Source organism: Arthrobacter sp. NicSoilB8, from assembly GCF_019977355.1.
GTDB lineage: Bacteria > Actinomycetota > Actinomycetes > Actinomycetales > Micrococcaceae > Arthrobacter.
Map to the genome: position 1 here is coordinate 4,073,734 of NZ_AP024655.1, position 24,355 is coordinate 4,098,088.

General features: G+C 69.4%; 21 protein-coding genes and 1 pseudogene. 7 read left to right on the forward strand and 15 right to left on the reverse strand.

Annotated elements, in window-relative coordinates; translation table 11 throughout:
- Positions 1-42: 42 nt before the first annotated feature.
- A complete protein-coding gene (locus LDO15_RS23425; protein ID WP_263428265.1) occupies positions 43-783 on the reverse strand; it encodes a winged helix-turn-helix domain-containing protein in 741 nt (246 codons plus the stop codon).
- A 214-nt stretch (positions 784-997) separates the two neighbouring features.
- On the opposite strand from LDO15_RS23425, the pseudogene LDO15_RS18380 reads away from it, so the two are divergent.
- Positions 998-2,044: pseudogene (locus LDO15_RS18380) on the forward strand (MFS transporter); the annotation flags it as partial.
- Positions 2,045-2,311: 267 nt separating this feature from the next.
- Here the strand turns inward: LDO15_RS18380 and LDO15_RS18385 are convergent.
- On the reverse strand, positions 2,312-3,910 hold the full coding sequence (locus LDO15_RS18385; protein WP_223987538.1) for a methyltransferase: 1,599 nt from the start codon (positions 3,908-3,910) through the stop codon (positions 2,312-2,314).
- Between the two features lie 200 nt (positions 3,911-4,110).
- A complete protein-coding gene (locus LDO15_RS18390) occupies positions 4,111-4,929 on the reverse strand; it encodes a MerR family transcriptional regulator (RefSeq protein WP_223980903.1) in 819 nt (272 codons plus the stop codon).
- 274 nt (positions 4,930-5,203) lie between these two features.
- On the opposite strand from LDO15_RS18390, the gene LDO15_RS18395 reads away from it, so the two are divergent.
- Positions 5,204-5,662: a hypothetical protein gene (locus LDO15_RS18395; protein WP_223980905.1), complete on the forward strand. Its 459-nt coding sequence runs from the start codon at positions 5,204-5,206 to the stop codon at positions 5,660-5,662.
- 115 nt (positions 5,663-5,777) lie between these two features.
- Positions 5,778-6,323 (forward strand): hypothetical protein, encoded by a 546-nt coding sequence (locus LDO15_RS18400; RefSeq protein WP_223980907.1) that lies wholly within the window; start codon positions 5,778-5,780, stop codon positions 6,321-6,323.
- 112 nt (positions 6,324-6,435) lie between these two features.
- Here LDO15_RS18400 and LDO15_RS18405 read toward each other — a convergent pair whose 3' ends face one another.
- On the reverse strand, positions 6,436-7,329 hold the full coding sequence (locus LDO15_RS18405; RefSeq protein ID WP_223980909.1) for a rhodanese-related sulfurtransferase: 894 nt from the start codon (positions 7,327-7,329) through the stop codon (positions 6,436-6,438).
- 117 nt (positions 7,330-7,446) lie between these two features.
- On the opposite strand from LDO15_RS18405, the gene LDO15_RS18410 reads away from it, so the two are divergent.
- On the forward strand, positions 7,447-8,139 hold the full coding sequence (locus tag LDO15_RS18410) for a GNAT family N-acetyltransferase (RefSeq protein ID WP_223980911.1): 693 nt from the start codon (positions 7,447-7,449) through the stop codon (positions 8,137-8,139).
- Positions 8,140-8,479: 340 nt separating this feature from the next.
- Positions 8,480-10,912 (forward strand): DEAD/DEAH box helicase, encoded by a 2,433-nt coding sequence (locus tag LDO15_RS18415; RefSeq protein WP_223980913.1) that lies wholly within the window; start codon positions 8,480-8,482, stop codon positions 10,910-10,912.
- A 145-nt stretch (positions 10,913-11,057) separates the two neighbouring features.
- Here the strand turns inward: LDO15_RS18415 and LDO15_RS18420 are convergent, their stop codons facing one another.
- The 8 genes from LDO15_RS18420 to ssd all read right to left on the reverse strand — a co-directional run bounded on the left by LDO15_RS18420 (position 11,058) and on the right by ssd (position 18,670).
- The gene (locus LDO15_RS18420; protein ID WP_223980915.1) at positions 11,058-11,501 is read right to left on the reverse strand and encodes an Rv3654c family TadE-like protein; all 444 of its coding nucleotides are present in this window, start codon (positions 11,499-11,501) and stop codon (positions 11,058-11,060) included.
- Complete coding sequence (locus tag LDO15_RS18425; RefSeq protein ID WP_346655970.1) at positions 11,498-11,857, reverse strand: TadE family type IV pilus minor pilin; 360 nt, start codon at positions 11,855-11,857, stop codon at positions 11,498-11,500. Before LDO15_RS18425 ends, LDO15_RS18420 begins: the two co-directional genes overlap by 4 nt.
- An 89-nt stretch (positions 11,858-11,946) precedes the next feature.
- Positions 11,947-12,231 carry a DUF4244 domain-containing protein gene (locus LDO15_RS18430; RefSeq protein ID WP_223980917.1) on the reverse strand — a complete coding sequence of 95 codons (285 nt, stop codon included), beginning with the start codon at positions 12,229-12,231 and terminating at the stop codon, positions 11,947-11,949.
- 399 nt (positions 12,232-12,630) lie between these two features.
- Positions 12,631-14,337: a polysaccharide lyase gene (locus tag LDO15_RS18435; protein WP_223980920.1), complete on the reverse strand. Its 1,707-nt coding sequence runs from the start codon at positions 14,335-14,337 to the stop codon at positions 12,631-12,633.
- Positions 14,338-14,669: 332 nt separating this feature from the next.
- Complete coding sequence (locus LDO15_RS18440; RefSeq protein ID WP_223980923.1) at positions 14,670-15,281, reverse strand: type II secretion system F family protein; 612 nt, start codon at positions 15,279-15,281, stop codon at positions 14,670-14,672.
- 13 nt (positions 15,282-15,294) lie between these two features.
- Positions 15,295-16,230, reverse strand: coding sequence for a hypothetical protein (locus LDO15_RS18445; RefSeq protein ID WP_223980926.1), 936 nt, complete (start codon positions 16,228-16,230; stop codon positions 15,295-15,297).
- Positions 16,230-17,564 (reverse strand): TadA family conjugal transfer-associated ATPase, encoded by a 1,335-nt coding sequence (locus LDO15_RS18450; RefSeq protein ID WP_223980929.1) that lies wholly within the window; start codon positions 17,562-17,564, stop codon positions 16,230-16,232. Before LDO15_RS18450 ends, LDO15_RS18445 begins: the two co-directional genes overlap by 1 nt.
- Complete coding sequence (gene ssd, locus LDO15_RS18455) at positions 17,564-18,670, reverse strand: septum site-determining protein Ssd (RefSeq protein WP_223980931.1); 1,107 nt, start codon at positions 18,668-18,670, stop codon at positions 17,564-17,566. The genes LDO15_RS18450 and ssd overlap by 1 nt, the downstream gene beginning before the upstream one ends.
- A gap of 135 nt (positions 18,671-18,805) precedes the next feature.
- Between ssd and LDO15_RS18460 the strand changes: the two genes are divergently transcribed.
- Positions 18,806-20,536 (forward strand): bifunctional 3'-5' exonuclease/DNA polymerase, encoded by a 1,731-nt coding sequence (locus LDO15_RS18460; RefSeq protein ID WP_223980933.1) that lies wholly within the window; start codon positions 18,806-18,808, stop codon positions 20,534-20,536.
- A gap of 144 nt (positions 20,537-20,680) precedes the next feature.
- On the forward strand, positions 20,681-20,998 hold the full coding sequence (locus LDO15_RS23545; RefSeq protein ID WP_346655971.1) for a DUF1508 domain-containing protein: 318 nt from the start codon (positions 20,681-20,683) through the stop codon (positions 20,996-20,998).
- A gap of 49 nt (positions 20,999-21,047) precedes the next feature.
- Here the strand turns inward: LDO15_RS23545 and LDO15_RS18470 are convergent, their stop codons facing one another.
- The 3 genes from LDO15_RS18470 to LDO15_RS18480 are packed head-to-tail and all read right to left on the reverse strand — an operon-like array spanning position 21,048 to position 24,058.
- A complete protein-coding gene (locus LDO15_RS18470) occupies positions 21,048-21,728 on the reverse strand; it encodes a CoA pyrophosphatase (RefSeq protein ID WP_223980935.1) in 681 nt (226 codons plus the stop codon).
- On the reverse strand, positions 21,725-22,552 hold the full coding sequence (gene nth / locus LDO15_RS18475) for an endonuclease III (protein ID WP_223980937.1): 828 nt from the start codon (positions 22,550-22,552) through the stop codon (positions 21,725-21,727). Before nth ends, LDO15_RS18470 begins: the two co-directional genes overlap by 4 nt.
- Before the next feature lie 9 nt (positions 22,553-22,561).
- Positions 22,562-24,058, reverse strand: coding sequence for a hypothetical protein (locus tag LDO15_RS18480; RefSeq protein WP_223980938.1), 1,497 nt, complete (start codon positions 24,056-24,058; stop codon positions 22,562-22,564).
- Between the last annotated feature and the right edge of the window lie 297 nt (positions 24,059-24,355).

The window sequence follows — 24,355 nt, forward strand, 5'->3', positions numbered from 1 at the left end:
GGGAGCTTCGGACCGGGATCCAGACGGCGCCGGAGGAAGGTCTCAGGCCTTGCCTGCGGCGGGTTTCGCGGCAGATTTGACGGCGGGTTTCGCCCCGGGGTTCGCTGCGGGTTTCGCCCCAGGGTTCGCTGCGGGTTTCGCGGCAGCCGGCCCGCGGTCGTCAGGAATCATCGACCACATCGTGGCCATCCGCTCGGCGCCCTCGGGAACGTGGTCCGGATCCTCGAGGTCATAGTCCCGCAGGAGGTCGAAGACGCGCCGCGTCAGCTCGGCCCGCTGGTCCGGCGTGAGGTACAGCAGGTTGCTGGCCAGCACCACCGAGGACGGGCCGTCGCTGGTGTCGCCGTTCTCGCGCCGTTCGTTGCGGGCCTTGGCGTACGCCAGGACCCGGCGGCGGTAGGCGTCGAGCTCGAGGTCCAGGACGGCGAGCTCGGGGCTGGCCACTCCGCCCAGCGAATGGATCGTGAAATCGGTGCCCGCCGCCTTCCAGCGCCGTTCCCGGGCGTCCCCGGCGGTGGCTGCCGGAACCACGATGCCCCACTTCTGGAGTGCCCGCAGGTGGTAGCTCATGGCACTGGGGGTCAGGCCGGTCTGCGCGGCGAGTTCGGTGGCCGTCCGGCTCACCTGGGTGGAATACAGCTCGGAGATGACCTCCAGCCGGGCGGCATGGGCCAGAGCCCGGATCGCCTTCGGATCCGTGATTTCCACTTGCTTCTCCGGACGGTGCCGGCGCTTGGCGGCCGGCGGGGCCGAGGACTCCGCCGTCGGGGTTTCTGCATTCACTCCTCCAGTGTATCCAGCCGTTCCAAACTATGAAATAAATGCTTGACATTTGTTTCACCGCAGGACTAGCTTCCTATTTATGAAACATATACTTCATAAGTTAGCCGGCCCGGCGGCAGCTGCACAGCCCCTGTGGCGCAACCGCGACTTCCTGATTGCCAGCACCGCCCGGTTCGTGGCGACGGCGGGGATGGGCGCCGTCGTCGTCAGCGTCATGCTGCACCTGCAGAACGCGGCCGCTGCCGGGGACACGCCCGTCGCCGGGCCCTGGCTCGTGGCCGCCTATCTGCTGTGTTCAGCGCTGCCGCTGGTCCTGCTGGCCCCGTGGGCGGGCCGGCTCGCGGACACCAGGGATTCCCGGACGCTGGCGACGGCGGCCTCCGCGGTCAGCGCCGCCGCCGTTGCCGGCATGGGAGTGGGCCTGCAGTACGTGGAGAACTATCTGCCCGTGCTCTTTGCCATGACCTTCGTGCTGGACGCCGCCCAGGCCGTGGCCGGTCCCACCTGGCAGGCCCTGCTGCCCCGGATCGTCGGCGAGGGCCGCACCCCGCGGGCCATGGGGACCATGCAGGCGACCATCATGATTGCGGGCATGGCCGGTCCCGCCGCGGGCGGCCTGCTCAGCGGCTGGGGCGGGGCCGGGCTGGTGTTCTCCGTGGCCAGCGGCTGTTACGTCGCCATGGGGCTCGGGGCCCTGCTGATCCGTACCCGGCGCGGCACGGCGGCCGAACGGGCGGGCCGGGCGAAGCCCGCGCTGCTCGACGGGCTGCGCCTGATCCGCCGCGACAGCCTCGTCTGGGCCCTGGTTCTGGGGGCGATGTTCTTCATCGTGGTCGGCGAGGCCACGAATGTGCTCGAGGTGTTCCTGGCCCGCGGCGAACTTGGCGCCACCGAGACCCAGTACGGGCTGCTCGCCGCAGCCTTCGGCCTCGGCATGGCGGCCGGTGCGGCGATGGCCGGGAGGATCAAGACGCCGCGGCTCCGGCTCCGCGTGCTGCTCGCCTCCATGGCCGTGACCTCGGCGTGCCTGGTCCTCACGGGCGTCGTCCCCAGCGTGGAACTGCTCCTGGTGGCCTACACCGCGACGGGAGCGGCCTGCGGCGTCCTGAACGCATGCTTCGGGGCGATCGCGATCCTGCGGATTCCGGAAGAAGGCCGCGGCCAGGCGATGGCGATCGTCGGCGGAATGACGCGCGCCGTCTCCATCGGCGCGCTAGCCCTGGGCGGGCTCCTGGGCGCGCTGGTGCCGGTGCGCGTCAGCTTCGTGCTCACCGGGGCCGTCGGGGTGCTGGTTGCGCTCACCCTCACCGCCTATGTCTGGCCGAAGTTCGGCCGGGAGGACGCCGGCGCTACAGCCGTGGGTGTCCCGGCAGTCGCCGGAGCAGGTGTCGGGGCGGCCGGAGCGGATGCCGGGGTGGCTGTCGCGGCGGCCGGGGCAGCCGGAGCGGATGCCGGGGTGGCTGTCGCGGCGGCGCCGGTCTCGGCGCCAGTCTCGGTGCCGGCCGCAACACCGGCTGCGGCCGCCGGCTCAGGCGGGCAGCAGGAACCCGTCCCGAACCAGGTTCCCGACTTCGGTGAGGAGGCCGGCCCGGAATTCCGCGCCGTCAAAGCCCTCGTAGCCGCCCAGCAGCGCCTCGAGGGCGCCGATGATCTGCCCGACGGAGAGGTCGCCGTCGCACGCTGAGACAAAGCCGGCCAGCTCGGTGCTGAGCAGGTTGGTGCGGCGCAGCCCGGCGCCCTGCCGCAGCAGGATGACGCCGGGGTGTTCCGCACCCGGGCGCTGGTGCCGCTCTTCCGTGACGTCGTCCGCGACCAGCAGGTGGGCGGCGGCCAGGTCGTGGGCGGCCAGCCAGTCGGCACGTTCGACGGCGGCGCCCAGGTGCGGCCCCACGGGCTGTTCGATGGGGTAGGTGATTTCCTCGAAGCGGGACAGCACCGGCCCGGCGCCGTCGGCGGGCCGCCGCAGCCAGATCATGCCAAAACCGATCCCCGCCACGTTGCGCGAGGCGAAGTCATCGAGGTAGGCGGCGTAAGAGTCCTGATAGGGCTGGCGGTCCCGGTTTTCGGAGGCGTCCTGCAGCCAGGTCTCGGCGTACTGCTCCGGGCCCACCTGCTCGCGCTGGATGAACCAGACGTCGGCGGCCGGGCCGGCCCAGCTGAGCGGCCGTTCGGCCCAGCCGGCACCCGCCGTGATCTCCCAGTTGCCCAAGAGCTGGGCCGTTCCGCCCGGGGCGAGGACGGAGGGCAGTGCGCGGACCAGTGAGGAAACGATCTCGTCCCCCGGCAGTCCGCCGTCGCGGTAGGTGAACTGGTCCGTGGCGGTCTCGCCGAGGCTGCGCGGTGTGATGACGAACGGCGGGTTGGACACCACCAGCTCGAACTCCTCTCCCGCGACAGGGTCCAGGAGGGAGCCGAGCTTCAGGCTCACGCGGGCATCAAGGTCGGCCGGGTCAAGGTGCAGCTCGGCGGCGTTGAGCAGGAGGTTGAACCGGGTGAACGCCAGTGCGCGTTCGGAAATGTCCGTGGCGGTCACATGCTCCGCATGGTGCAGCAGATGGAAGGTCTGGATGCCGCAGCCCGTGCCGAGGTCGAGGGCCTTGGCGACATGCCGGCGGGCGGTCACCTGGACCAGGGTGGTGGAGGCCTGTCCGATCCCGAGGACATGGTCATGGCGGAGGACTCCGGCGCGCTGGTGGGCCGCGAGGTCGCTGGCCACCCAGAGATCCGCTCCGCCATGACCGACGCCGTCCTCCCCCACCGTCGGGTCCCAGCCGTACGGCCTCAGGTCCACTTTGGCCTGGACCAGGCCCTGGCCCTGGCCCAAATCCGGGTCCTGATCCGGGCCCAGGTCCGGGTCTGCAAGCTCCACGAGCCCGAGTTCCAGCAGCCCGTCCGTGCGGATGCCGGGGAGGGCGGCGTCGAGGGTCTCCGCGCGCTGCGGCTCGGCCAGGAGCCAGAGACGCACGACGGCGGCGAGCGCAGCCGTGGTCGGCTCACCGGAGGCGCGCCCGGTGACGATCAGCGCGGGGATGAGCTGGTCCCGGGCGAGCGCCGAATGGGCAGCCTCGCCAAGCAGCTCCGCGACGCCGTCCACGCTGTAGCCGATGGCGCGCAGATCCGCGGCCAGGGCCTCGAGGAGGCCGGGGAGGTCGCTCCGCGGAGCCTCCCGAGTGTCGCCGGCTGTGAAGGGCGCTGCGGGAAGCTGCGCTGAAGGGGACTGCGAGGAAGGAGCCTGCGTGGAAGGAGCCTGCGTGGCGGGGGTTTGCGCTGAGGAAGTCACCGGACAAGTTTAGTCCCGGGTTTGGTCCCGGGCCTGTGCGGGCCGGGCTACAGCCGGGTTTCCGCATAGATCCGCAGGGCGTCCCGGACGAAGGCCGCACTGTCGGCACCGCCGTAGTTCGCGGCGAACCGGGGATCGGCCACGTACATCTCACCGAGTCCCGTCACGTAGGCCTTGATGTCCGGCGGGGAGCCTTCGGCGCCGGCTGTTCCCCCCGTGCCGATTGTTCCCCCGGCATCGCCTGCGGCGGGGGACGCGGCCGGCGTGCCGGGGATGCCCCGGAGCCACTCTACGTGGCGCCGGGCCAGGTCCTGCGCCTGCGCGCTGTCCGCCGGGATGCCCGAGGCTGCGGCGGCCATCCAGTCGGCGCCGAGCTGCCGGGACTGTTCCGCCCAGGCAGCCTTCTCTTCGGACCCCAGGCCGCGCCACCAGGCGTCTGACCTCGCATAGGCATCCTTGCCCCACCGCTGCTGGACTTCTTCCCGATACTGGGTGTGGTCGAAGCCGTCGAACATTTTCTCCGCCATGATCGTTCCTCCCGATTGCAGTGCCTCAATGGTGTGACGGACCGAGGCGATCTGCCGCCCCAGCCTGTCCTGTTCCTGCTGCAGCCACGCCAGATGCCGGCCCAGTGCATGTTCCGCGTCCGCCTCGTTGGCCAGCACGTCCGCGATGGCCGGCAGCCCGAGCCCCAGGTCGCGCAGGAGCAGGATCCGCTGCAGACGGACCAGCGACTCCTGGCCGTAGTAGCGGTAGCCGTTGTTGCCGGTCCGGCTTGGCTTGAGCAGGCCGATGTTGTCGTAGTGCCGCAGGGTCCGGCCGGTGGTGCCCGTCATTTTCGCGATCTGTTGAACGGACCAGTCCATCTCTGCGCCCTCCCGATCCGCTGCCGTTCCGCTCCGCTGTCGTTCCGCTCCGTTGTCGTTCCGCTCCGCCACCATTCGAAGTGCGGTCCCGGCGGTGTGCTGTGCCGACGCCGCAGGGCTTCCCGCCGCGGACCGGCCGCTGCCGGCCCGTCCCCTCGACTCTAAACTTTGACGCTGCGTCAAAGTCAAGCGTTTCGCGAAATCATCCGCGGGAGGAGGCGCCCGGCGATACCGCGCGGCCGGAAGGAGCCCTGCAAGACGGTAAGTTGGACGCATGGTTTTCCCTTCCTCCCACGCTCCGGCCGCCCGGCTGGTTCGGCGGACGCTGACCGGCGCGGCGGCCGCCGTCGTCGTGCTGTCCGCGGCGGCATGTTCCCCGGCCGGTTCGATTGAGAGCGCTGATGTCCCGGCGTGGAAGGCGACCGCACTCCCCCCGGCCCCCGGGACTGTGCTGGAGGACGCCGGCAAGATCCTGAACCGGGACCCGATCGTGCGGTCCGCTTCCAGCGTCCCCGCCGGCACCTACACGTTGACCATGACCTGCGACGGCGGCGGAAAGGTGTTCTTCGCCGTCAGCCTGGACGGGCGTCAGCTGGCCGAAGCAGGAGCCGCCTGCAACGGCAGCCGCGAAACCGCCCGCATCAAGGTGCCCGCCGCAGGCGAGGTCACGCTCAGCACGTCCAGTGTCGATGCCCCGCTCATCTACGCCTACCACCTGGCCGCTTCCGGGTAGGAGCCGCCCGCAGCCGGGGCCCCGTCGTCGGACCCCAGCGCCTCCCCGAAGGGCCCCTCCGATCCCGGGCCTTCGGCCTCTGGCGCGCGGTCCCGGCCGGACTTAATCTCAGGGTATGCCAACTGTGCCGGCCCGGAGGGTGCCGCGACGGCGCACCTCGGCGGCCGCCGTGGTGCTCTCAGTTGCGGTGTTTCTCGGACCGGCACTCTCCGGCTGTGAGTATGAATACGGCGCCGATCACTGGGACGACGAATCTCCCTCCGTTGCGGCCTCGCCGCCCACTGACGCCGCCCTGCCGCAGGACCCTCATCGCAACGAGCCCGTGACGGGCGAAGAGCTGGACGACTGGGTTGACGACGTCCTGCCCGACGCCGCGGGACAGGTGTTTCACACCAGCTTTGGTACCGTACAGGCCGGGGCGGCACACACCGAGACGACCACACCGTTGCCGAGCGGCACCTATTCCCTGACGCTGGCGTGCCGGAGCATGGGCCGGGTGTCCTTCACCGTCCGGAACGGACAGGAGTCGCTGGTGGACCTGAGCCTGCGCTGCGGGACGTCCCGGGTCAATGTGGTCCATCTGTCCAAGGATGCGGTGCTCATCATCCAGGTGACCGGACGGGCCGCGGCCAACTTCGCCTACCGGGTGAGCCGCCTCTGAGGCAGTCCCGGGTCCCGGGGAAGCGGCAGCGCCGCAGGCCGGGCCTGTGAGCCGGAGGGCCGGCGCGGGGCCGGTGAGCCGGACCCGGGATGACCCGGCTGACCCGAACCGATCAGGCGGCGCAGCCGTCGGGGCACCGCAGGGTGTCAGGACTCGAGGCACACTCGGCGCAGTAGAGCGTGAGGGTCCGGCAGCTGGGGTTGGAGCAGTTTTCGAATTTGCTCGTGGGAGCTGAGCAGCGGACACACTCACCGATGGTCTTGGCGTCCTCGCTGAATTCGAGGTGCATGCGCTTGTCGAACACATACAAGGAGCCCTCCCACAGCCCCTGGTCCTTGAAGGCCTCGCCGTACCGGACGATGCCGCCGTCGAGCTGGTAAACCTCTTTGAAGCCGCGGTTCACCATCAGGCTCGAAAGGACCTCGCAGCGGATGCCGCCGGTGCAGTACGTGACAACAGGCTTGTCCTTGAGGGCATCGTATTTGCCCGAGTCGAGTTCCTTGATGAAGTCATGGGTGGTGGCGACGTCGGGGACCACCGCATCCTTGAACTTGCCGATCTGTGCCTCGAAGCCGTTGCGGCCGTCGAAGAATACGACCTCGTCGCCCTGCTGTTTCTTGGCTTCAATGAGTTCGTGCAGTTCCTCGGGCTTGAGGTGCGTGCCGCCGCCCACCACTCCGTCGGCGTCGACCCGGAGTTCGCCGGGGGCGCCGAAGGACACGATTTCGTCCCGCACTTTGACGCTGAGCCGCGGGAAGTCGGCCGCGCCGCCGTCGGACCACTTCACGTCGATGCCGTGGAATCCCTTGTACTCGCGCGTGGTCTTGACGTATTGCTTCACGGCGTTCAGTTCTCCGCCCACGGTGGCGTTGATGCCGTCCTTGGAGATGATGATGCGACCGGTCAATCCGAGTTTTTCGCACAGGGCACGCTGCCAGAGCCGGACGGCGTCCGGGTCAGCGAGAGGAGTAAATCCGTAAAAGAGCACAATCCTGTTCAAAGCCACGCATTTAAGGGTACTGGGTGCGACGGAGGGCCGGGAGACAGTCACAATTGGATAAGCAAGTGCCGTTCCCGAACCCGGCCCCTGTTGCTTGCGGCACGGCTGGAATACGCTCTTCACATGAGTCTTGACGCGATGGTTGAAGACACCACTCACCTGCTGGAAATCTGGGTGGCCGGTTGGGCAGGTTGTCGCGGATATGAGACGCGCAGGGAGGGACGGTTCCCGGCGGCTTTTCGCGCGGACACCACCCACCAATGGGAATATTTCGCCTACGATCCCACCGATTCGGAATTCGCGGATCTGGCGGCAAAGACGGCTGAGGTTCCGGCAAGAGTCCTCACAGTTCTCACCAATGACGTGGCCAAGTACTCATTCCTGGGCCAGGAGAACGGCCTCCATGTCACCTCCGCTTCCCAGACCATGATGATCGTGGACATGGAGACCCAGGACTCGGAGGACCCCTGGCTTTCCGACGACGACCTCAAGCTGGAGACCTCCCGGACGGACGGCGTCCACCATGCCGTTGTCCGCGCGGGAGACGAGATCGCAGCGAGCGGGCGCGTATTTGTGGTGGGACACACCGCCATCTTCGACAAGATCATGACCTCGCCGGCCTACCAGCGGCGGGGACTGGGCAGCTTCATCATGAAGGCCCTGGCGGCCCAGGCCTTTGAACACGACGTCGACTCCGGGCTGCTGCTCGCCTCGCTGGACGGCCAAAAACTCTATTCACACCTCGGCTGGCGCACGGTCTGCCACGTGCTCATGCTCTCGACGTCCGATGAAGGCGCAGATCTGTCGGTGGGCTGAGGCTCAGAGGGCCCGCCGGCCGGGAATACCTGCCGGGACCATCTGCCGGGGAGCCGTCTGGGGGTGCTGTCCCGGGAAGCCGTCCGGGGATGCTGTCCCGGGAAGCCGTCCGGCCCCGTGCTGATCCAGCAGGTGATGATCCCGGCACCGTGATGACCCAGGCATCGTGATGATCCAGCGTCCGTCGTGATCTGGATTCGGTCACGCTCTGAATTCGGCCACGCTCTGAGTTCCGGTGGCCGGGGAGCGCCCGGCTCCCCGATCCTCGTGGCTGTCGGCCCAACGGAAGCCGCAGCGGCTGCAGCGCGGTCGATTTGAGGCCGGATGAAAGAATGTATGAGTGAACCCGCATGAGTCCCTGATTCCGCTGCTGGGCCGAGGTCCGGACCCGGAACAGCTGCGTCATGTGCGAACGATCCCCGCCCGTCAGGCTGTCAATGCGCCGTGGCCGGACTGGACCCACCCGGATCTCGTGGCGGCCTACGGTTCCCTGGGGATCCACGAGCCCTACCGCCACCAGGTCCAGGCCGCCGAGCTGGCACATGCCGGGGAACACGTGGTGATCGCCACCGGCACGGCGTCCGGCAAGTCCCTGGCGTATCAGTTGCCCGCGCTGAACGCGATCCACCGGTCCGAGCTCAGGGTCCTGGCCGATCCCGGGAAAATCCACGACGACGGCGCTGTCACCCTCTACCTGTCCCCCACCAAGGCGCTGGCCGCCGACCAGCTGACCGCGATCCGGGCGCTGAAACTCCCCACCGTGCGGGCCGAAACCTACGACGGAGATACCGATCCCGCTTCCCGGCGGTGGATCCGGGACCATGCGAACTTCATCCTCGCCAACCCTGACATGCTGCACTTCGGCATCCTTCCGAACCACGCCTGGTGGGCCCGGTTCTTCCGGCGCCTCCGCTACGTGATCGTGGACGAGGCCCACAGCTACCGGGGCGTCTTCGGTTCCCATGTGGCAAACCTCATGCGTCGGCTGCGTCGGATCTGCGCCTACTACAGCCCCGGCGGGTCGCATCCCGGGCCTGTGTTCATCGCTGCGTCCGCCACCGCGTCCGAACCGGGGAAATCCTTTGGCAGGCTGATCGGCGCGCCGGTCCGTGCCGTGTCCGAGGACAGCTCGCCCCACGGGTCCACTACGGTCGCGTTCTGGGAGCCGGCGTTGACGGAACTCCGGGGCGAAAACGGCGCCAAGGAGCGCCGGACCGCGGTCGCCGAGACCGCCGATCTGCTGGCCAACCTGGTGTCCTCCCGCACCCGCACCATTGCCTTCATCAAGTCCAGGCGCGGGGCCGAGACGATTTCCTCCATCGCGAAGCGCCTCCTGGATGAGGTGGACCCCAGCCTGCCCCAACGCGTCGCTGCCTACCGCTCGGGCTACCTGCCGGAAGAGCGGCGGGCCTTGGAAAAGGCACTGCGCTCGGGGGAACTGCTGGGTGTCTCGAGCACGTCCGCGCTGGAGCTGGGCATCGATATTTCCGGTCTCGACGCCGTGCTGGTGGCCGGCTGGCCGGGGACCCGCGCGTCGTTGTTCCAGCAGATCGGCCGGGCGGGCCGCGCCGGCCAGGACGCGATCGCGGCCTTTGTGGCCAGCGACGACCCGCTGGACACCTACCTGGTCAACCACCCGGAGGCGATCTTCGACGTCTCGGTGGAGGCGACGGTCTTCGATCCCTCCAATCCCTATGTCCTGGGCCCGCATCTCTGTGCCGCCGCCGCCGAACTTCCGTTGGGGTTCGCCGAACTGGAGCTTTTCGGAGCCACCGCCGAGAAGCTGCTGGAGCGTCTGGTTGCGCAGGGTTACCTGCGCAAGCGTCCGGCCGGATGGTTTTGGACCCACCCGCAAAGTGCCGCCGCCATGGTGAACCTGCGGGCAGACGGCGGGGGGCCGGTGAGCATCGTGGATGCTGACACCGGTTCCTTGCTTGGCACCATGGATTCGCCGCAAACCCACTACCAGGCCCATACCGGCGCCATCTATGTTCATCAGGGCGACAGCTACGTGGTGGAGGACCTGAATGAGGACGATCACTGCGTGGTGGTGCGCCGGGCAAATCCCGACTACTACACCACAGCCCGGGACGTGACCCAGATCGAGGTCCTGGAAACGGAGCGCACCACCGAGTGGGGCGACGTGGCCGTGCATTTCGGCGATGTGAAAGTGACAACCCAGGTGGTCTCCTTCCAGCGCAAGGCGTTGATTTCCAATGAGATCCTCGGCGAAGAGCCCCTGGAACTGGGCGCCCGGGACCTGTTTACCAAGGCGGTCTGGTTTGTCATGGACAACCGTTCGCTGACCGGTGCAGGACTGATCGAAGCACAGTTCCCCGGGGCCCTGCATGCGGCCGAGCACGCGGCCATCGGCCTCCTGCCGCTCGTGGCTTCCAGCGACCGCTGGGACATCGGCGGGGTGTCCACGGCCATCCATGCCGACACCGGGGTACCCACCATTTTTGTCTACGACGGCCATCCCGGCGGGGCCGGCTTCGCCGAACGCGGCTACGACAAGGCCCGGTTGTGGCTGACCGCCACGCGGGACGCGATCAAGGCCTGCGAATGCGAGTCCGGCTGCCCGTCTTGTGTCCAGTCACCCAAGTGCGGCAACAAGAACAATCCGCTCGACAAGGGCGCTGCAGTCACCCTGATCGACGTGCTGCTCAACGACGCGAGCGAGCAGATGAACCCCGGCCACTCCGCCAAGATGGCGGCCGGATCCGGGGCAGCGGCCCCGGGAGAAACGCCCGCCCAACCGCTCCGCGCCTAGGTGCCGGGTCTGCCCCGCAGCGGCACGGCCCGGTCTGCCCCGCAGCGGCAGGTCAGCGTGGCGGCAGGGCACGCAGGCGGCGCTCCGGCTGGCTGCCGTTTCGCGGCTATATGCGTCCCGTCGGGGCACGGGCGCCCCTACCGGCTTACGGCGAGGGACCGTTCCCGGGCGCCGGAGGCGGTCCCGCTCTGGCCAGCCCGGTGGCCGCGCCGAGGAGTGGTCCGGCGCTGATCCGGGTGCGGACCTGGACTGTCGCGTCCGGGGCCTGAAAACACGCGAGGACTGTGGCGTCGTTGTGCAGCGCGACCTGCCGGGCCACGGTGCACGGTTCTCCGGACGTGATTCCCCGGGCGGCGTCCGCAGCAGCGAGGGCAGCGAGGTCGGCGGCCGCAGCCGCCCTCGATGCCGCGGCTGCCGACTGGGCCAGTAGCAGCAGCAGGGCCGCAGCCATGATGACGACCAGCCCGAGTCCCAGGGCCAGGACTGTCCCGGAGCCCCGTTCCCGGTGCCGGGAGCGGTGCGGGGCATGCGGCGAGTGCCCATGCCGGGGCGGCGACCTGTGGGCCTGCGCACCTATCGGCGAGCTCATGTGCCGCGTCCTTGGGAGCCGGTGGTTCCATCCAGGCGGGGCTGTTGTGCCGCGCCGGGCGCCTCCGAACGCACCCAGGCACTGGCGCTGAGGGTCCAAGGAATGAGCGACCCGACAGCCCCGGGGACGCGGCCGGAGACTGTGACTCTGCGCCATTCGCCGTCGAGCGTCACCACCGAGCCCGCCGCTTCACCGGCTAGCCGGCGCACGATCCCGCCGACTTCGGCGGCCGCAGCGCCCCTCGCCAGTGCCCTGGCCCCGCCCCGGGCCGCTTCCTCGATACGAAGTTGGGTCACCCCGGCCGCCGAACCCGCGAGGAGGAGGGCGAGCAGGAAGACGACGGAGGGCAGCGCCACGGCGAACTCCGCAGTGACGGCCCCGCGGCAAGCCGGGGATGGCGAGGACCCCTGCCGCTTGCCGATTCCTCGGGGGAAACTGTCCCCCTTCATGGCAACGTGAGCGCTGTCCGGATGAGGTTCAGGAGGAAGCCGCGGACCTCATCGCTGCGCATGATGAACACGAGCACCCCTGCAAACCCCACGGCCGCGAGCGTCGCGATGGCATATTCGGCGGTGGCCATTCCGGCCTGCGCTGAGGGCGGCCTCCGGTATCCAAGCGGTTGGATGGGAACCACGGAACTGGCGCCGGGATAGATTTCGAACACCTCGGCGGCTCCGCCCTCCCCAGGGTCTATCCGGTTCGCAGCGGGAGTGTCCTGATTGATTGACATTTGCTTTCCTTCCACGGGACGCCGGCAGGATCGCCGGCTGATTCGACTCTCCCGGCTTGGACGCTGCGGGGTAAGCCCCGATGCACGCCAAGTGGAAAACATGCCCGCCGCCGGCGCCACTGCGGCCTGTGGAGGAAGACTCAGGGGCCGTCGTAGGACGGGAACGGACTCCCAACGGATGCCGAAGGGGACGCCGGATGACGTCCCCCGGACACGGAGGTGGACGTCCCACGGACGCCACAGCGATTTTCAACGGACGCCCGGCCGGCGCCCGACCCTGCCGCAGTCTGGCCATGCTCCGGCCCGGTCGGACACAGAACTGAACCCGAGGTGCTGCGGTCCATGCCTCGACCACAGCCTCTCGGGTTCAGTTGCGTGTGCAGGAACCTCCGCGCGTTGCTAGGGGAGGAAGTACCCGGCGAGGTCGGCGATGAGCTGGGCTGCCCCCTTGGATTGGTTGGACAACGTCACTTTTCCGTCGGAGCCTAGCGGGACCGAGACCAGGTTCGGCACCGTCTGCCCGGTGGCGAAGTTCAGATTGGACGCGTTGGGCAGGCCGGAGCCGGACGGGTAGGCGGTGATGAACCCGAAGGACTTAGGCGAGGTGACAGTCAGGTTGAAGACTGCTCCCAGGGCACCGGTGGGAACTCCGTTGGCACCTGCGACCTGGAAGGACACCGCAGAATTGGCTGCGACAGTCTTCGTGTTCCGGGTGTCGAGGATCCGGGTCGGGCCAACCGCCTTGAACGCACCCGTGACGGTGGGAGTCCCGGGCAGGTAGTAACCGGCCACGTCGGCGATCAGCTGGGACGTCCCCGGGGAGCTGTTGAACAGCGTGACCTTGCCGTCAGAACCGACCGGGACCGTGACCAGGTTCGGCACTGTCTGTCCGGCGGAGAAATTCAGGTTGGAGGCGTTGGGACGCGCCGAACCGGAGGCGTACGCGGTTACAAAACCCAGGGACTTCGCCTGGGTCACCGTCAGATTGAACACCACGGCTGCAACCGAGGCGGGGATTCCGTTGGCACCCGCGACCTGGAAGGATACCGGTGAGTTGGCACCCACCGCCTTCGAGTTCCTGGTGTCCAGGAGCCGGGCGGGAGCAATGCCCTTAAAGGAACCCGCCGTGCTCGGTGTTCCGGTGACGTAGTACCCGGTCACGTCCGCGATCAGCTGTGACGATCCCGAGGAACTGTTAAACAGAGTGACCTTGCCATCGGACCCCACGGGGACCGTAACGAGGTTCGGCACCGTCTGACCTGTGGAGAAGTTCAGGTTGGATGCATTGGGACGGGCGGTGCCCGACGCGTAGGCCGTGACGAATCCGATGGACCGCGGCTGGGTCACTGTGAGGTTGAAGACGACGGCTGCCACCTTGGCCGGAATCCCGTTAACGCCTGCGACTTGGAAGGACACCGCGGAATTCGCCCGGACAGCTGAACTGTTCCGGGTGTCCAGGACGCGGGTGGGAGCGATGGGGTTAAAGGTTCCGGGCAGCTGGCCGCCCGCCTTGCCGGCCTTGATGACGACGTCGTCAATGTAGCTGTCGCCTGCCTGCCGCCGGTGTTCGGCGCCGAGCTGCATCTTGGTAACGGCGTTGAAGCCGGTGACGACCTGCTTGCTGGAGTACACGAGTTTGTTGTCGAACCACACCTCGACCGTGGTGGAGGCTCCGTTGGGGATGACGTGCATGACCACGTGGTGCCACGTGCCGAGCGGGACGTTGACATTCATCGGGGTGTAGCCAAGTGTTCCGTTGGGCGCGGCCACCCGCAGCCACAGCGGCCCGGCGCCGCCGTTGGAACGGTAGACGTCCACGAACCGGGTGGTCCCGTTGAAGAACCGGAAGTAGGGGACGTTGTTGCCCGCGACACCTTCCTTGGTGACATTGAACCAGCCGTCGGCGTAGACCTCATTGCTGCCGGCAGGAAGCGGTGCGGAAAAGTTGGCCACGGACCCGGCGTCCGTGGTCACGTGCACATGAGCCGAGCAGCGGCCGGAGTGCTGTTCGGCGGAGGAAACATCGGCCGTGCCGGTCCCTGCGGTGAAGGGCGCTGCGAATCCCGCGGTCGTGAGGCTTCCCGCCTCAAAGTTGGTCGCAATCACCGTGGTACCCGGATATTGGTTGGTCGGTTGCGGCGCACCCGGCTGACACGTCGGCGTGGCGGCGGACGCCGGACTGGCACCGACCGTCAAACCGGCCAACAATAGTAGGTTGAGCGCTGCAATCGCGCCCGCTTTTTGCAGTCGAATCATTGATCTGCCCCCCTGACGTGGCTTCCCTTCGGTACGAGACCCCAGAAACTCCAGGATTTCGAGGCGCCACAGAAGCGCAGTGAGTAGCCGACGCACGAGACCGCTCATACTCCGACGGTGCCTGCCCCCACGGTATCCCCCAGCAACTTGAATAAACCTTGGGCCTGCGACGATGCGGGAGGTCAGGACGGTAGCAGTGCCAGGAGCACGGGCACGACGCCGAGGCAGACAAACGCCGGCAGGGAACACAGGCCCAGCGGCACGACAAGCTTCACACCGAGCGCTGCCGCACGCTGCTCGGCGGCCCTGTTCCGTTCGCGGCGAAGCCGGGCCGCCTGGGCATAGAGGAGGGCTGCGGACGGGGCGCCCGTGAGCGCGGCGAACGCAAGGGTGTCGCGCAGGACAAGTAACTGGGACGCCTGGGCACCGGAGCTGCGCCATGCCGTGTCCCAGTCCGTGCCGATAGCCAGCGCTGACACAACCGGCCGAAGCTGCCTGCCAAGTTCCGGGGGCACGAGGGCGGCGATGAGCTCCAGCGATCGGCCAAGTCCGGCTCCGGCATCCAGCATGGCGCCGATCAGTTCCAGCATCATGGCGGTGTCCCGCAAGCCGCGAAAGCCGGGACCTTCGTGCCGGGCGGCGTCGTGAATCGCTCCGCGCAGGCCGTTCCCGTCCGCCGGGGACAGAAATTGACGGCGGAGCCGACGGCGGACACGACCGGGGTGCGCCAGGACCACAACGGCTGCACCGGCAAGGCTCGTCGCCACGACAAATCCGGCAAGTTCGGGTCTCACGGCGGCCGGGTCGTCATGCTTGAGCTCCCGCCGCGGCCCGGACTAGCCTCGAGGACCACAACCGGCCTGCGGTGGTCAGGACCGCACCCGCGGCCGACACCGCGAGGCCCCACGGGTTTCCAAGGAGCGTCGCCACCGGGTCCACGCCGAGGACCAGGCCCAGTCCCAGTCCCGACAGCGGTAGCCAGGTCAGCAGCCGGACGGTTGCCCGGGGCCCCGCCAAGGCGGTCTGCCGGGCGGACTCGGCGTCATCTTCGCTCTCCAGGTGGGCGGCAAAGCGTGCCAGCACGTCGGCCAGCGGGCAGCCGCTGGCCTCCGCGGTGTCAAAGCACGCGGCGAGCTCACCCCACACCCGCGTGTCGCGGCCGGCCTGGACGCCCGCGGGGCTCTTGGCAACGGGGGCGCCGGTCCCCTCGCCGGCTGCTTCCCCGGACACCTCCCGGCGGATGGCCGCGGCCACGGAAGACCCGCGCAGGGCGGCCGCCCGTGCGGCTGCCAGGATCCTGAGGGACTCGGGGCGGAGCACCGGTCGCGATACTTCACGGGTCCCGTCGCGGCCGGTTCCCCGGGCCGCGGTGTGGACCTGGGGCCAGTCCCGCGCAGCCTCCCCGCCGTACAGCACCCACAATTCGTCCCACAGCCGGGCGGGGATGCGTCCTCCCTTCAGCAGCGCGGCCAACTGCTGGACCACAACGGTCATCGGGACGGCCCCGGTCCCGGCGGACCCGCCGCCAAACCAACGGCCCAACCAACGGCCCGGTACCGGGACGGCTCTCCGGCCGGGCCCCGGCGGCCCGGAGCGCGGCTGGTTGCGGGTTGCGGGGCTCCGCGTGCCTGCGTCCTGCAGTGCCCTGCGGGTGCGGCGGGCTGCCGCGCTCCGGGCGGGCGATGCCAGCCACAACACCGGGACCAGAAGCAGGACCAGGGCGGCTATCTGGAGAAAACTCATCACGGGGCCCGCGACAGCGGGGATTCATCGCCGGGCCCCGGCCGCTGCGCGGAGCCCGCCACATCAGGCACAGTGCTGGTCCGGCCGGCCATCCCCGGCTCCAGCCCAAGCCGGTCCGCCAGCTGCGGCCAGGCGGGCCCGCAGCTGATCTGGCCCTTCAGTACTTCCAGCGCAATGATGACAGCCAGTTCCGACTCATGTGCTTCCAGGATGCCAATGCTCGCGACCTGGCGCCCACTCTCGGTCCGTTCGACATGCACGACGGCGTCGATCGCGCTCGCCACCTGCAGGCAAACGGCTTCCTGGCCCATGCCCGCGAGCGCGCCAAGCGCCGCCAGCCGGGCGGGCACAGCCGCCGCCGCGTTCGCGTGGATGGTGCCGCCGCCGCCGGCATGTCCCGTGTTCATGGCTGACAGCAGTTCGCGGACTTCCGCACCGCGGCATTCGCCCACAACCAGCCGGTCCGGCCGCATCCTGAGGGCTTGGCGGACCAGTTCGCACAAGTCCACGGCACCGCCACCTTCCAGGTTTCCGTGCCGGGATTCGAGCGAGACGACGTGCGGGTGCACAGGGTTCAGTTCCGCGGCGTCCTCGATCAGGACGAGCCGCTCCCGGGGATGGCACAACCCCAGCAATGTGGCCAACAAGGTGGTCTTCCCCGAGCCGGTGGCCCCGCTAATGAGGAAGCTCAGCCTGGCCGCCACCATGCGCTCGAGCACCGACTGGACCAGCCGCCCGGGCGTTCCGGTTCCGAACATGCCGGCCTGACTCAGCTCGGGCATGGAGAAGACGGTGGCCCGGCGGATCCTGACGCTCAAGAGGGTCCCGGCCGTGGAAATCGGCGGCAGCACCGCGTGAACCCGGTAGCCGCCGTCGAGCCTGACATCGACGCACGGCGAGCCGTCATCCAGGCGGCGGCCGCCGGCTGCCACGAGCCTCGCGGCGAGGGCCCGGATCTGCGGCTCCCCGGCAAAGACCACCGGCGCCCTTTCCAGGCCCTTGCCGCGGTCCAGCCAGACCGAGTCAGGCCCGTTGACGAAAATGTCCGTCACGGCGGGATCCCGGGTGAGCGGCTGCAGGGGGCCGAGGCCGTTGAGTTCGGCGCTGATGCTCTCCACCGCGGCCAGGGCGCCGGCCGTGCCGAGCAGCCGCCCGCTAGCCTGGACCGCCGCCGCGACCCGCGACGGCGTTACTGGGGCGGCATCGGCCATGACGGACTCACGCACGGACTCCAGCAATTTCTCGTCGAAGAATCCCGACGACCGGCGGCGGCCCCGCGCACGGCGGGTGGTCGGATCCGGTTCGGCGGGACCCATGGCCGAATGGGCGCTCATCAGATGTCACCCCCGTCCAAATCGAGAAGCCCGCCGATGAAACGGCGGACGGAGCGCTGCCGGCCGGCTTCCAGAAGACGGCCGCGTTCCGTGGCCGCGGCCAGACCTTTGATTTCCGGCAGGATCCCGTGGAGGGGTAGACCGACGGATTCGGCGATCAGGGGCGCATCCAAGGCGGCGCCGGGACCAGCCCGGACCACCAGCGCCGTTTCCACCGGAGGAAGCTCCTGCAACAACCTTGCCGTGGCGACGGCAGCCCGCAGCCGGGCCGGTACCACGACGACGATCCGGTCGCATTCCCAGGCGAAGGACCGCAAAGTCGCCGCTCCCCGGCCGATATCCAGCACGACCAGCTCGCAGCCGCGCCGGGCGGCGTCCAGAACCCCGGCCACTGTGGTTGCGTCCACACCGGCTGCACCTTCCCTGCTGCCCGGCCACGACAGGAAAGAGAATCCGCCGGCCGTCGGCAGAGCGTCGTCCAGCTGGGCGGGGTCGATGCTGCCGCTCACCCCGGCCAGATCAGGCCAGCGGAGCCCGTGGGCGTCCTCGGCGGCCAGCGCCAGTTCCAGGCCGCCGCCCCAGGGGTCACCGTCGATCAGGAGCACCCTGGCCCCGAGGCCGGCGGCGGCCTGCGCGATCCAGACGGCGGCGGTCGTGGCGCCGGCGCCACCGCAGCCGCCGGTGACCCCGAGGACGAGCCCGCCGGCTTCCGGCGCGCGGGACCGGCTGAGGTATTCCGCCAGCCAGGCCGCGGCGTCCGGCAGAACGGCGACACGTTCGGCCCCGATGGCGGCGGCCAACTCCCACAGCCCGTCCCCGTCATCCCTCAGGCCGACCAGCACAGCAGGCGTCCTCCGCCGGAGTGGCAACTCGCGGATATCGCTGCCAACCAGGACGGCCAGCGCGGCGTCCCAGAACGGTGCGGCATCGGACACGTCCTGCACCGTCCGCAGCTGTCCCCCGGCCGCGGCGACAATGCGCTCCACCTCATTGCGCAGCACATCGACCCCGGTGACGAGCAACGTTTCCGGGGTTTCCCCAGGAATCCATGGCCCCGGCTCCCGCGCGGACGGCGAACCTGGACCTGGTTGCTGGTGCCTGTTCATGCTGCCACTGTGCCCGCGCCGGAAACGCAACGTAAGCGCCGTCGTCGGCTATGTGGAAAAGCCGGAGGGGATTCCTGCGGCCGCCGGCGCCAGACGCGCACAGACCACGCCCCGGAGCAGGGCAGAATTGACCCTATGTACCTGCTGCTCGCCGCCCACGCCGATGGCGCGGTCCTCCAGGAACTCACGGCGGATGGCGTCCCCGAACCGTCCAATCCGGAACCCCGCGTGGTCAGCGTCGGGGACCTGGCCGGCGTCGTGCGCGGGCTCGAGGAGCGGCACCCGCGCTGGATCTGGCACCGCACCCAGGACTGGTACCCCGCACTGCTGCGCGCCGGGGTGGAGCTCGAGCGCTGCTACGACCTCACGCTGTGCGGTTCGATCCTGGCCCACTCGGAGTTCACCGCCCACACCGGCTACGCCCAGGCGGCGGAAAAACTGACGCAGGACGACGAGCTGAACCAGCCGCCGCGGGCCCTGCAGCCCCCACCCCCGCCGCCCGAACAGGGCGCGCTTTTCGATGCCCCGGCCCCCGGCCGGCATCCCGGCCGGTCCCTTGAGGCTCTTCGCGCCGAGTATGCCGCCCAGCAGGAGGCGCTTCGCCAGGCGGGCACGGCCTCCGCCGCTCCCGCCGCCGCTGACGCCACCCGGCGGCAGCGGCTCCAGCTGCTGCTCGCCGCGGAATCCGCCGGAGCCATGATCGCCGCCGAAATGCAACACACCGGCGTCCCGTGGCGGGCGGAACTGCACGAGCAGATTCTCTCGGAACAGCTCGGACCCCGCCCGGCTCCGGGCCAGCGGCCGGCCAAACTCGAGTCGCTCACGGCCGAACTGCGGCAGCGGCTGCAGTCACCGGTGCTGAACCCCGATTCTCCGCAGGAGCTCATGCGCGCCCTGCACCGCAACGGCATCGAGGTGAAGACCACCCGCCAATGGGAACTGAAGGAATCCAGCCATCCCGCGATCGAGCCGCTGCTGGCCTACAAAAAGCTGGCCCGCCTCCACACGGCCAACGGCTGGACGTGGCTTGATACATGGGTGAAGGACGGCAGGTTCCAGCCCGAGTACGTGGTGGGCGGCGTGGTGTCCGGACGGTGGGCGTCCCGGGGCGGCGGGGCGCTGCAGATCCCGCGCCAGGTCCGCGGGGCGGTCCACGCCGATCCCGGCCACAAGCTGATCGTCGCCGACGCCTCCCAGCTGGAACCCCGGGTGCTCGTGGCGCTTGCGCAGGATTCCAAGATGGCCGAGGCCGCCCGGGACAAGGACCTCTACGCCGGCATCGCCGCACAGGGCTTCGGCGGCGACCGGGCCAAAGCCAAGGTGGCCCTCCTCGGCGCCATCTACGGGGCGACCACGGGCGAGTCCGGCCGGCTGATGCCCCAGCTCGCCCGCACCTATCCGCGTGCCGTGGGCTTTGTCGAGCAGGCCGCCCGCGACGGCGAGGCCGGCAGGACCGTCACCTCACGCCTGGGCCGGAGCAGCCCGCCCCCGTCGGAGCGCTGGCTCCAGAGTCAGCACTCCACCACAGCGGAGGAACAGCGCCGGGCAGACTCGATCGCCCGCTCGCGCGGCCGCTTCACCCGCAACTTCGTGGTGCAGGGCTCGGCCGCCGACTGGGCGGCGTGCTGGCTGGCGGAACTCCGACGGCGGTTGCGCGCCATGCGGGCGGACGGCGCGGCCGCGGGTCGGCTCGTATTCTTCCTGCACGACGAAGTCATGGTGCACTGCCCCGAAGGCGCCGTCGACGACTGCATTCGGGCGATCGAGGACTCCGCAATTGCGGCCAAGGAACTGCTGTTTGGCCGCATACCCGTGGAATTTCCCGTCAGCGTGGCCGTAGTGGACTCCTACGATAACGCCAAGTGAGTGACCTCGGTCACCATCTGTAACGTACCCGTCGGTAGCGTTGTGTGGCCCCCGTCACCGGGCTAGGCTCGAAAAAGGCCGGCAAAGTTCCCGTCAGTTCCGCCGGCCATTGCAACGACGCAAGGAAATTGGGGAGGCAGCGGTTTGGCTGGCACTTTTGAGATCGCACAAGCTGGAGACAAGGCATATTTCTTCAGGCTGACGGCAGCGGACGGCACGGTTGTGGCCGTTTCCCCGCTGTTCAGTTCCATCAAAGGCGCGGCGGCGGGCATCACCGCCGTGCGCGAGAACGCCGCGACCGGCCTGGTGGTGGATCGGTCCGGCACACATCGGAGCTCCGCTACCAAGCAGGGAGCACGGGCGATTGCTCCCTCGCAGGGCAACAGACTCGGCGGCAGCGGCCTGGCAGGCAGCGGCTTGGCCGGCAGCAGTCTGGCAGGCAGCGTCGCGGCGGCCGGCTAGCCGGAAGGCCGGCTAGCGGTACAGCAGGAAGGCCGGCGTCGTGCCGGTCTCAGACATCGATCCCGTACAGCCGCTCGCGGTCCCAGGGAACCGCCCAGCCCAGCTGGTCAAAAAGCTGGTTCAGGATCATGCCGGTAAACCCCCACACCACCACGCCGTTGACGGTGAATGCGGGGCTGTGGAATGTCTGGCCGGCCCGGCTGACCGTCGCCATGACCCGGTTGTCCGGGTCCAGCAGGTCCCGGACCGGAACGCGGAACACCTGGGCCGATTCGCCGTAATCCACCACCCGGACCGGCGACTGGGAGGCCCACCAGGCCAGGACCGGGGTGACCAGGAAATTCCCCCGGGGCAGTGCGAGTTCAGGCATGACCCCGAGCACGTTCACGCCCGCCGGGTTCAGGCCCGTTTCCTCTTCCGCCTCGCGCAGGGCCGCGGCAATCACGGACTCGCCGGGGTCTATGCCGCCGCCGGGAAAGGCCACTTGTCCGGGATGGTCGTCCAGGGTCTGTGCCCGCTGCAGCAGCAGGACGTCCAGATCTGCGGGAGCCAGCAACTTCTCGGACACCGCCGGGACGTTGTCCAGCGCGCCAAAGAGCATGAGCACCGCGGCCTTACGGACGCGTTCGCCGGGTTCGACGGCGAGTTCCCGCCAGCGCGGATCCGGCGCCGGCGCGGTGCCCGCCGCCACCGCGGCGACGAGATCGATCAGGTCCTGGCGCGCGGTCACCGCGGCTTCCTCTGCGATTCCATCCTGATTTCGGCCGCACGGTGCGTCTCGGCCTGCAGCTTCGCGAGCAGCTCCTCCTGCCCCGGCGCGAGCTCGTACTTCAAGAGCTTCCTGGCCTTCTCCGGGTCGGTCTCGCCCATCCCGTAGCTGGGACACCAGTTGGCCACGGCGCAGGCGCCGCAGGCGGGCTTGCGCGAGTGACAGACGCGGCGGCCGTGGAAGACGACGCGGTGCGAGAGCATGGTCCAGTCCTTGGGCTCGAACAGCTCGGCGACGTCCGACTCGATCCGGACCGGATCATCCGACTCCGTCCAGCCGAAACGCCGGGCCAGGCGGCCGAAGTGGGTGTCCACGGTGATACCCGGGACGCCGAAGGCATTGCCCAGCACGACGTTCGCGGTTTTCCGCCCGACGCCGGGCAGCGTCACCAGGTCTTCCAGCCGTCCCGGCACCTCGCCGTCGTACTCGTCCACCAGCCGGTTGCACAGCGCCAGGAGGTTTCTGGACTTGGCGCGGAAGAAACCGGTGGGTTTGATGATGGCTTCGAGCTCGGCCGGCTCCGCCTCCGCCATCCGCCTCGCATCCGGGTAGCGCGCGAACAGCAGGGGCGTGATCTGGTTGACCAGCACGTCCGTGGTCTGGGCGGACAGCACGGTAGCCACCACGAGTTCGAAGGGGCTGCGGAAATCCAGCTCCGCGTGGGCATACGGGTACTGCTCCGCGAGTGCCCGGTTGATCCGGCGGGCGCGGCGCTTGAGCGCCAGGAGGGACTCCCCCGGCGCCGGGGCGGTCCCGGGCTTGGTGCTGCCGGATTCCACGGTCACGGGGCCCGGCTAACCGCGCTCGATGTTGCTAAGATCCCGCAGCACGCCGAGTCGTCCGTCGGTGTGCTGGACCAGGAATGAGGTGCCGCGGTCCTCGAGGGCAAGGACCCAGCCGCCGGGTTCAATGACGAACGCCGGAGCCCCGGTGCGCTCGTCGACGGCGGTGCGCGGCTGTGCGACGGCGAACCAGAAGGCCTCGTGGACGGGGTGGACGTCGTCCTCCGCGGGCCGGCTGGCGGGGTCGACGGTGGCGCCGATGGGCTCGTGCGCGCGAACCTGCTCCTGGGGCCGGACCTGGGGGTTGACCGTGGTGGGGGCGCTCCCGCCGGAGGCCGCCGGGACGTCGGCGGCGCGGGTCTGCTCGGCTCCCGGGGAACCCGCGGCGGGCGCGGTGGCGGCGGAGTGGGTCTGTTCCGCGGCCGAGGCCGCAGCGGCAGCAGGGGCAGCGGCTGCGGCAGGCACTTCGGCAGCCTGGGTCTGTTCCGCGGCGGGCGCCGCGGCGGACCGGGCAGGTTCCGCAGACGGAGCCGGTTCCCCTGACGGTGCCGGTTCCCCGGCGGACGGAGCCGACGTCGACGGCGCGGACGGTGCCGGCGCGGCGGGGCTGGAAGCGGCGGGGCTAGAAGCGGCGGGGCTAGAAGCGGCGGCGGCCGGCACAACACCGGAAAGCCGGGTCTCCGGCGCACTGGCGGCAGCACTCCCCGGCGCCGCGGCGGGCGCTGCGCCCGCTGCAGCTGCGCCCGCCGCTGCTACGGCCGACGCTGCTCCGGCCGACGCTGCTCCGGAGGGTGACACGGCGGGTGATGCCGCCGGCGCGGCGGCCTGGCCGCCGGTGGCCGGACGCTTGGCCCAGCCGGCCTTGGCTGCATCCGCGGAGTCCTTGCCCGGTTTGGGCTGCTTCGGAGCTTTGGGCGCACGGGGCTTTTGCACCGGGACAACAGCTTCCCGGGCCACCACGTGGGCAGGCGTTTCCTCCCGGCCGAGGAAGTCGCCGGCGAAGAACGGGATCCAGCGGGCCAGCACCGTGGCCGCGAAGAGCCCTGCGGCGCCAAGGAGGGCTATCAGCATGCTCGGCACGAACGCCCCGGCGGCGGCGAGGAAGAAGAAGGCCAGCGTGAAGGACGCCACGACGGATGCGAACTGGTCGACCGACAGGGATCCGATCCGGATCCTCGTCGCCGGGCTCAGGCGGCGTGCCACGAACAAGGCGGTCACGATGAGCGGCAGCACGATGCCCAGGCCCAGGAAGAACAGGCTGCCCAGGTTCCAGAGGTTGTAGGCGAAGGCAAACATCGGAATCAGGGAGGCGATGAAGAGAAACAGGGTTGAGCCGAAGACGGTGAGGTCACGGATGGTGAAGGGACCGAGGACGGCCTCGTTCTTCTTCGCGGTCTTCTTGTCCACGGTGAAGCGTGGCGCGTCGCCGAACCCTGCGGGCCCGGGCTGAGCCGTTCCGCCCTGGCGTTGGGCGGGCGCCCGGAGTTGCCCGTTGTCTTGCTCGTTCATTCCGTATCTCCTTAGCATGGCGGCACTCTGGACAGTGCCGTCTAACGGCAGGCAAGAACGGGACCGCCAGCGGGTCCCGCCGCCTCCATCGGATGTCACAACTTGATTTCAGCCTAGCCAAGTGGCTGGCCGATCACTAGCTGACAAGCCGAGGGCGGACACAGCAGAATTCTTTGGGTTTTCTTCGACCCCGGGCGCGCACGGACCGCCCTCCGCACCGCCCGCCAAACCACTCGTCGCTTAACAAACACCGCTCACGGCGCTCTTTGTGACGGGGCGCACGTTTGGTCGGACCCT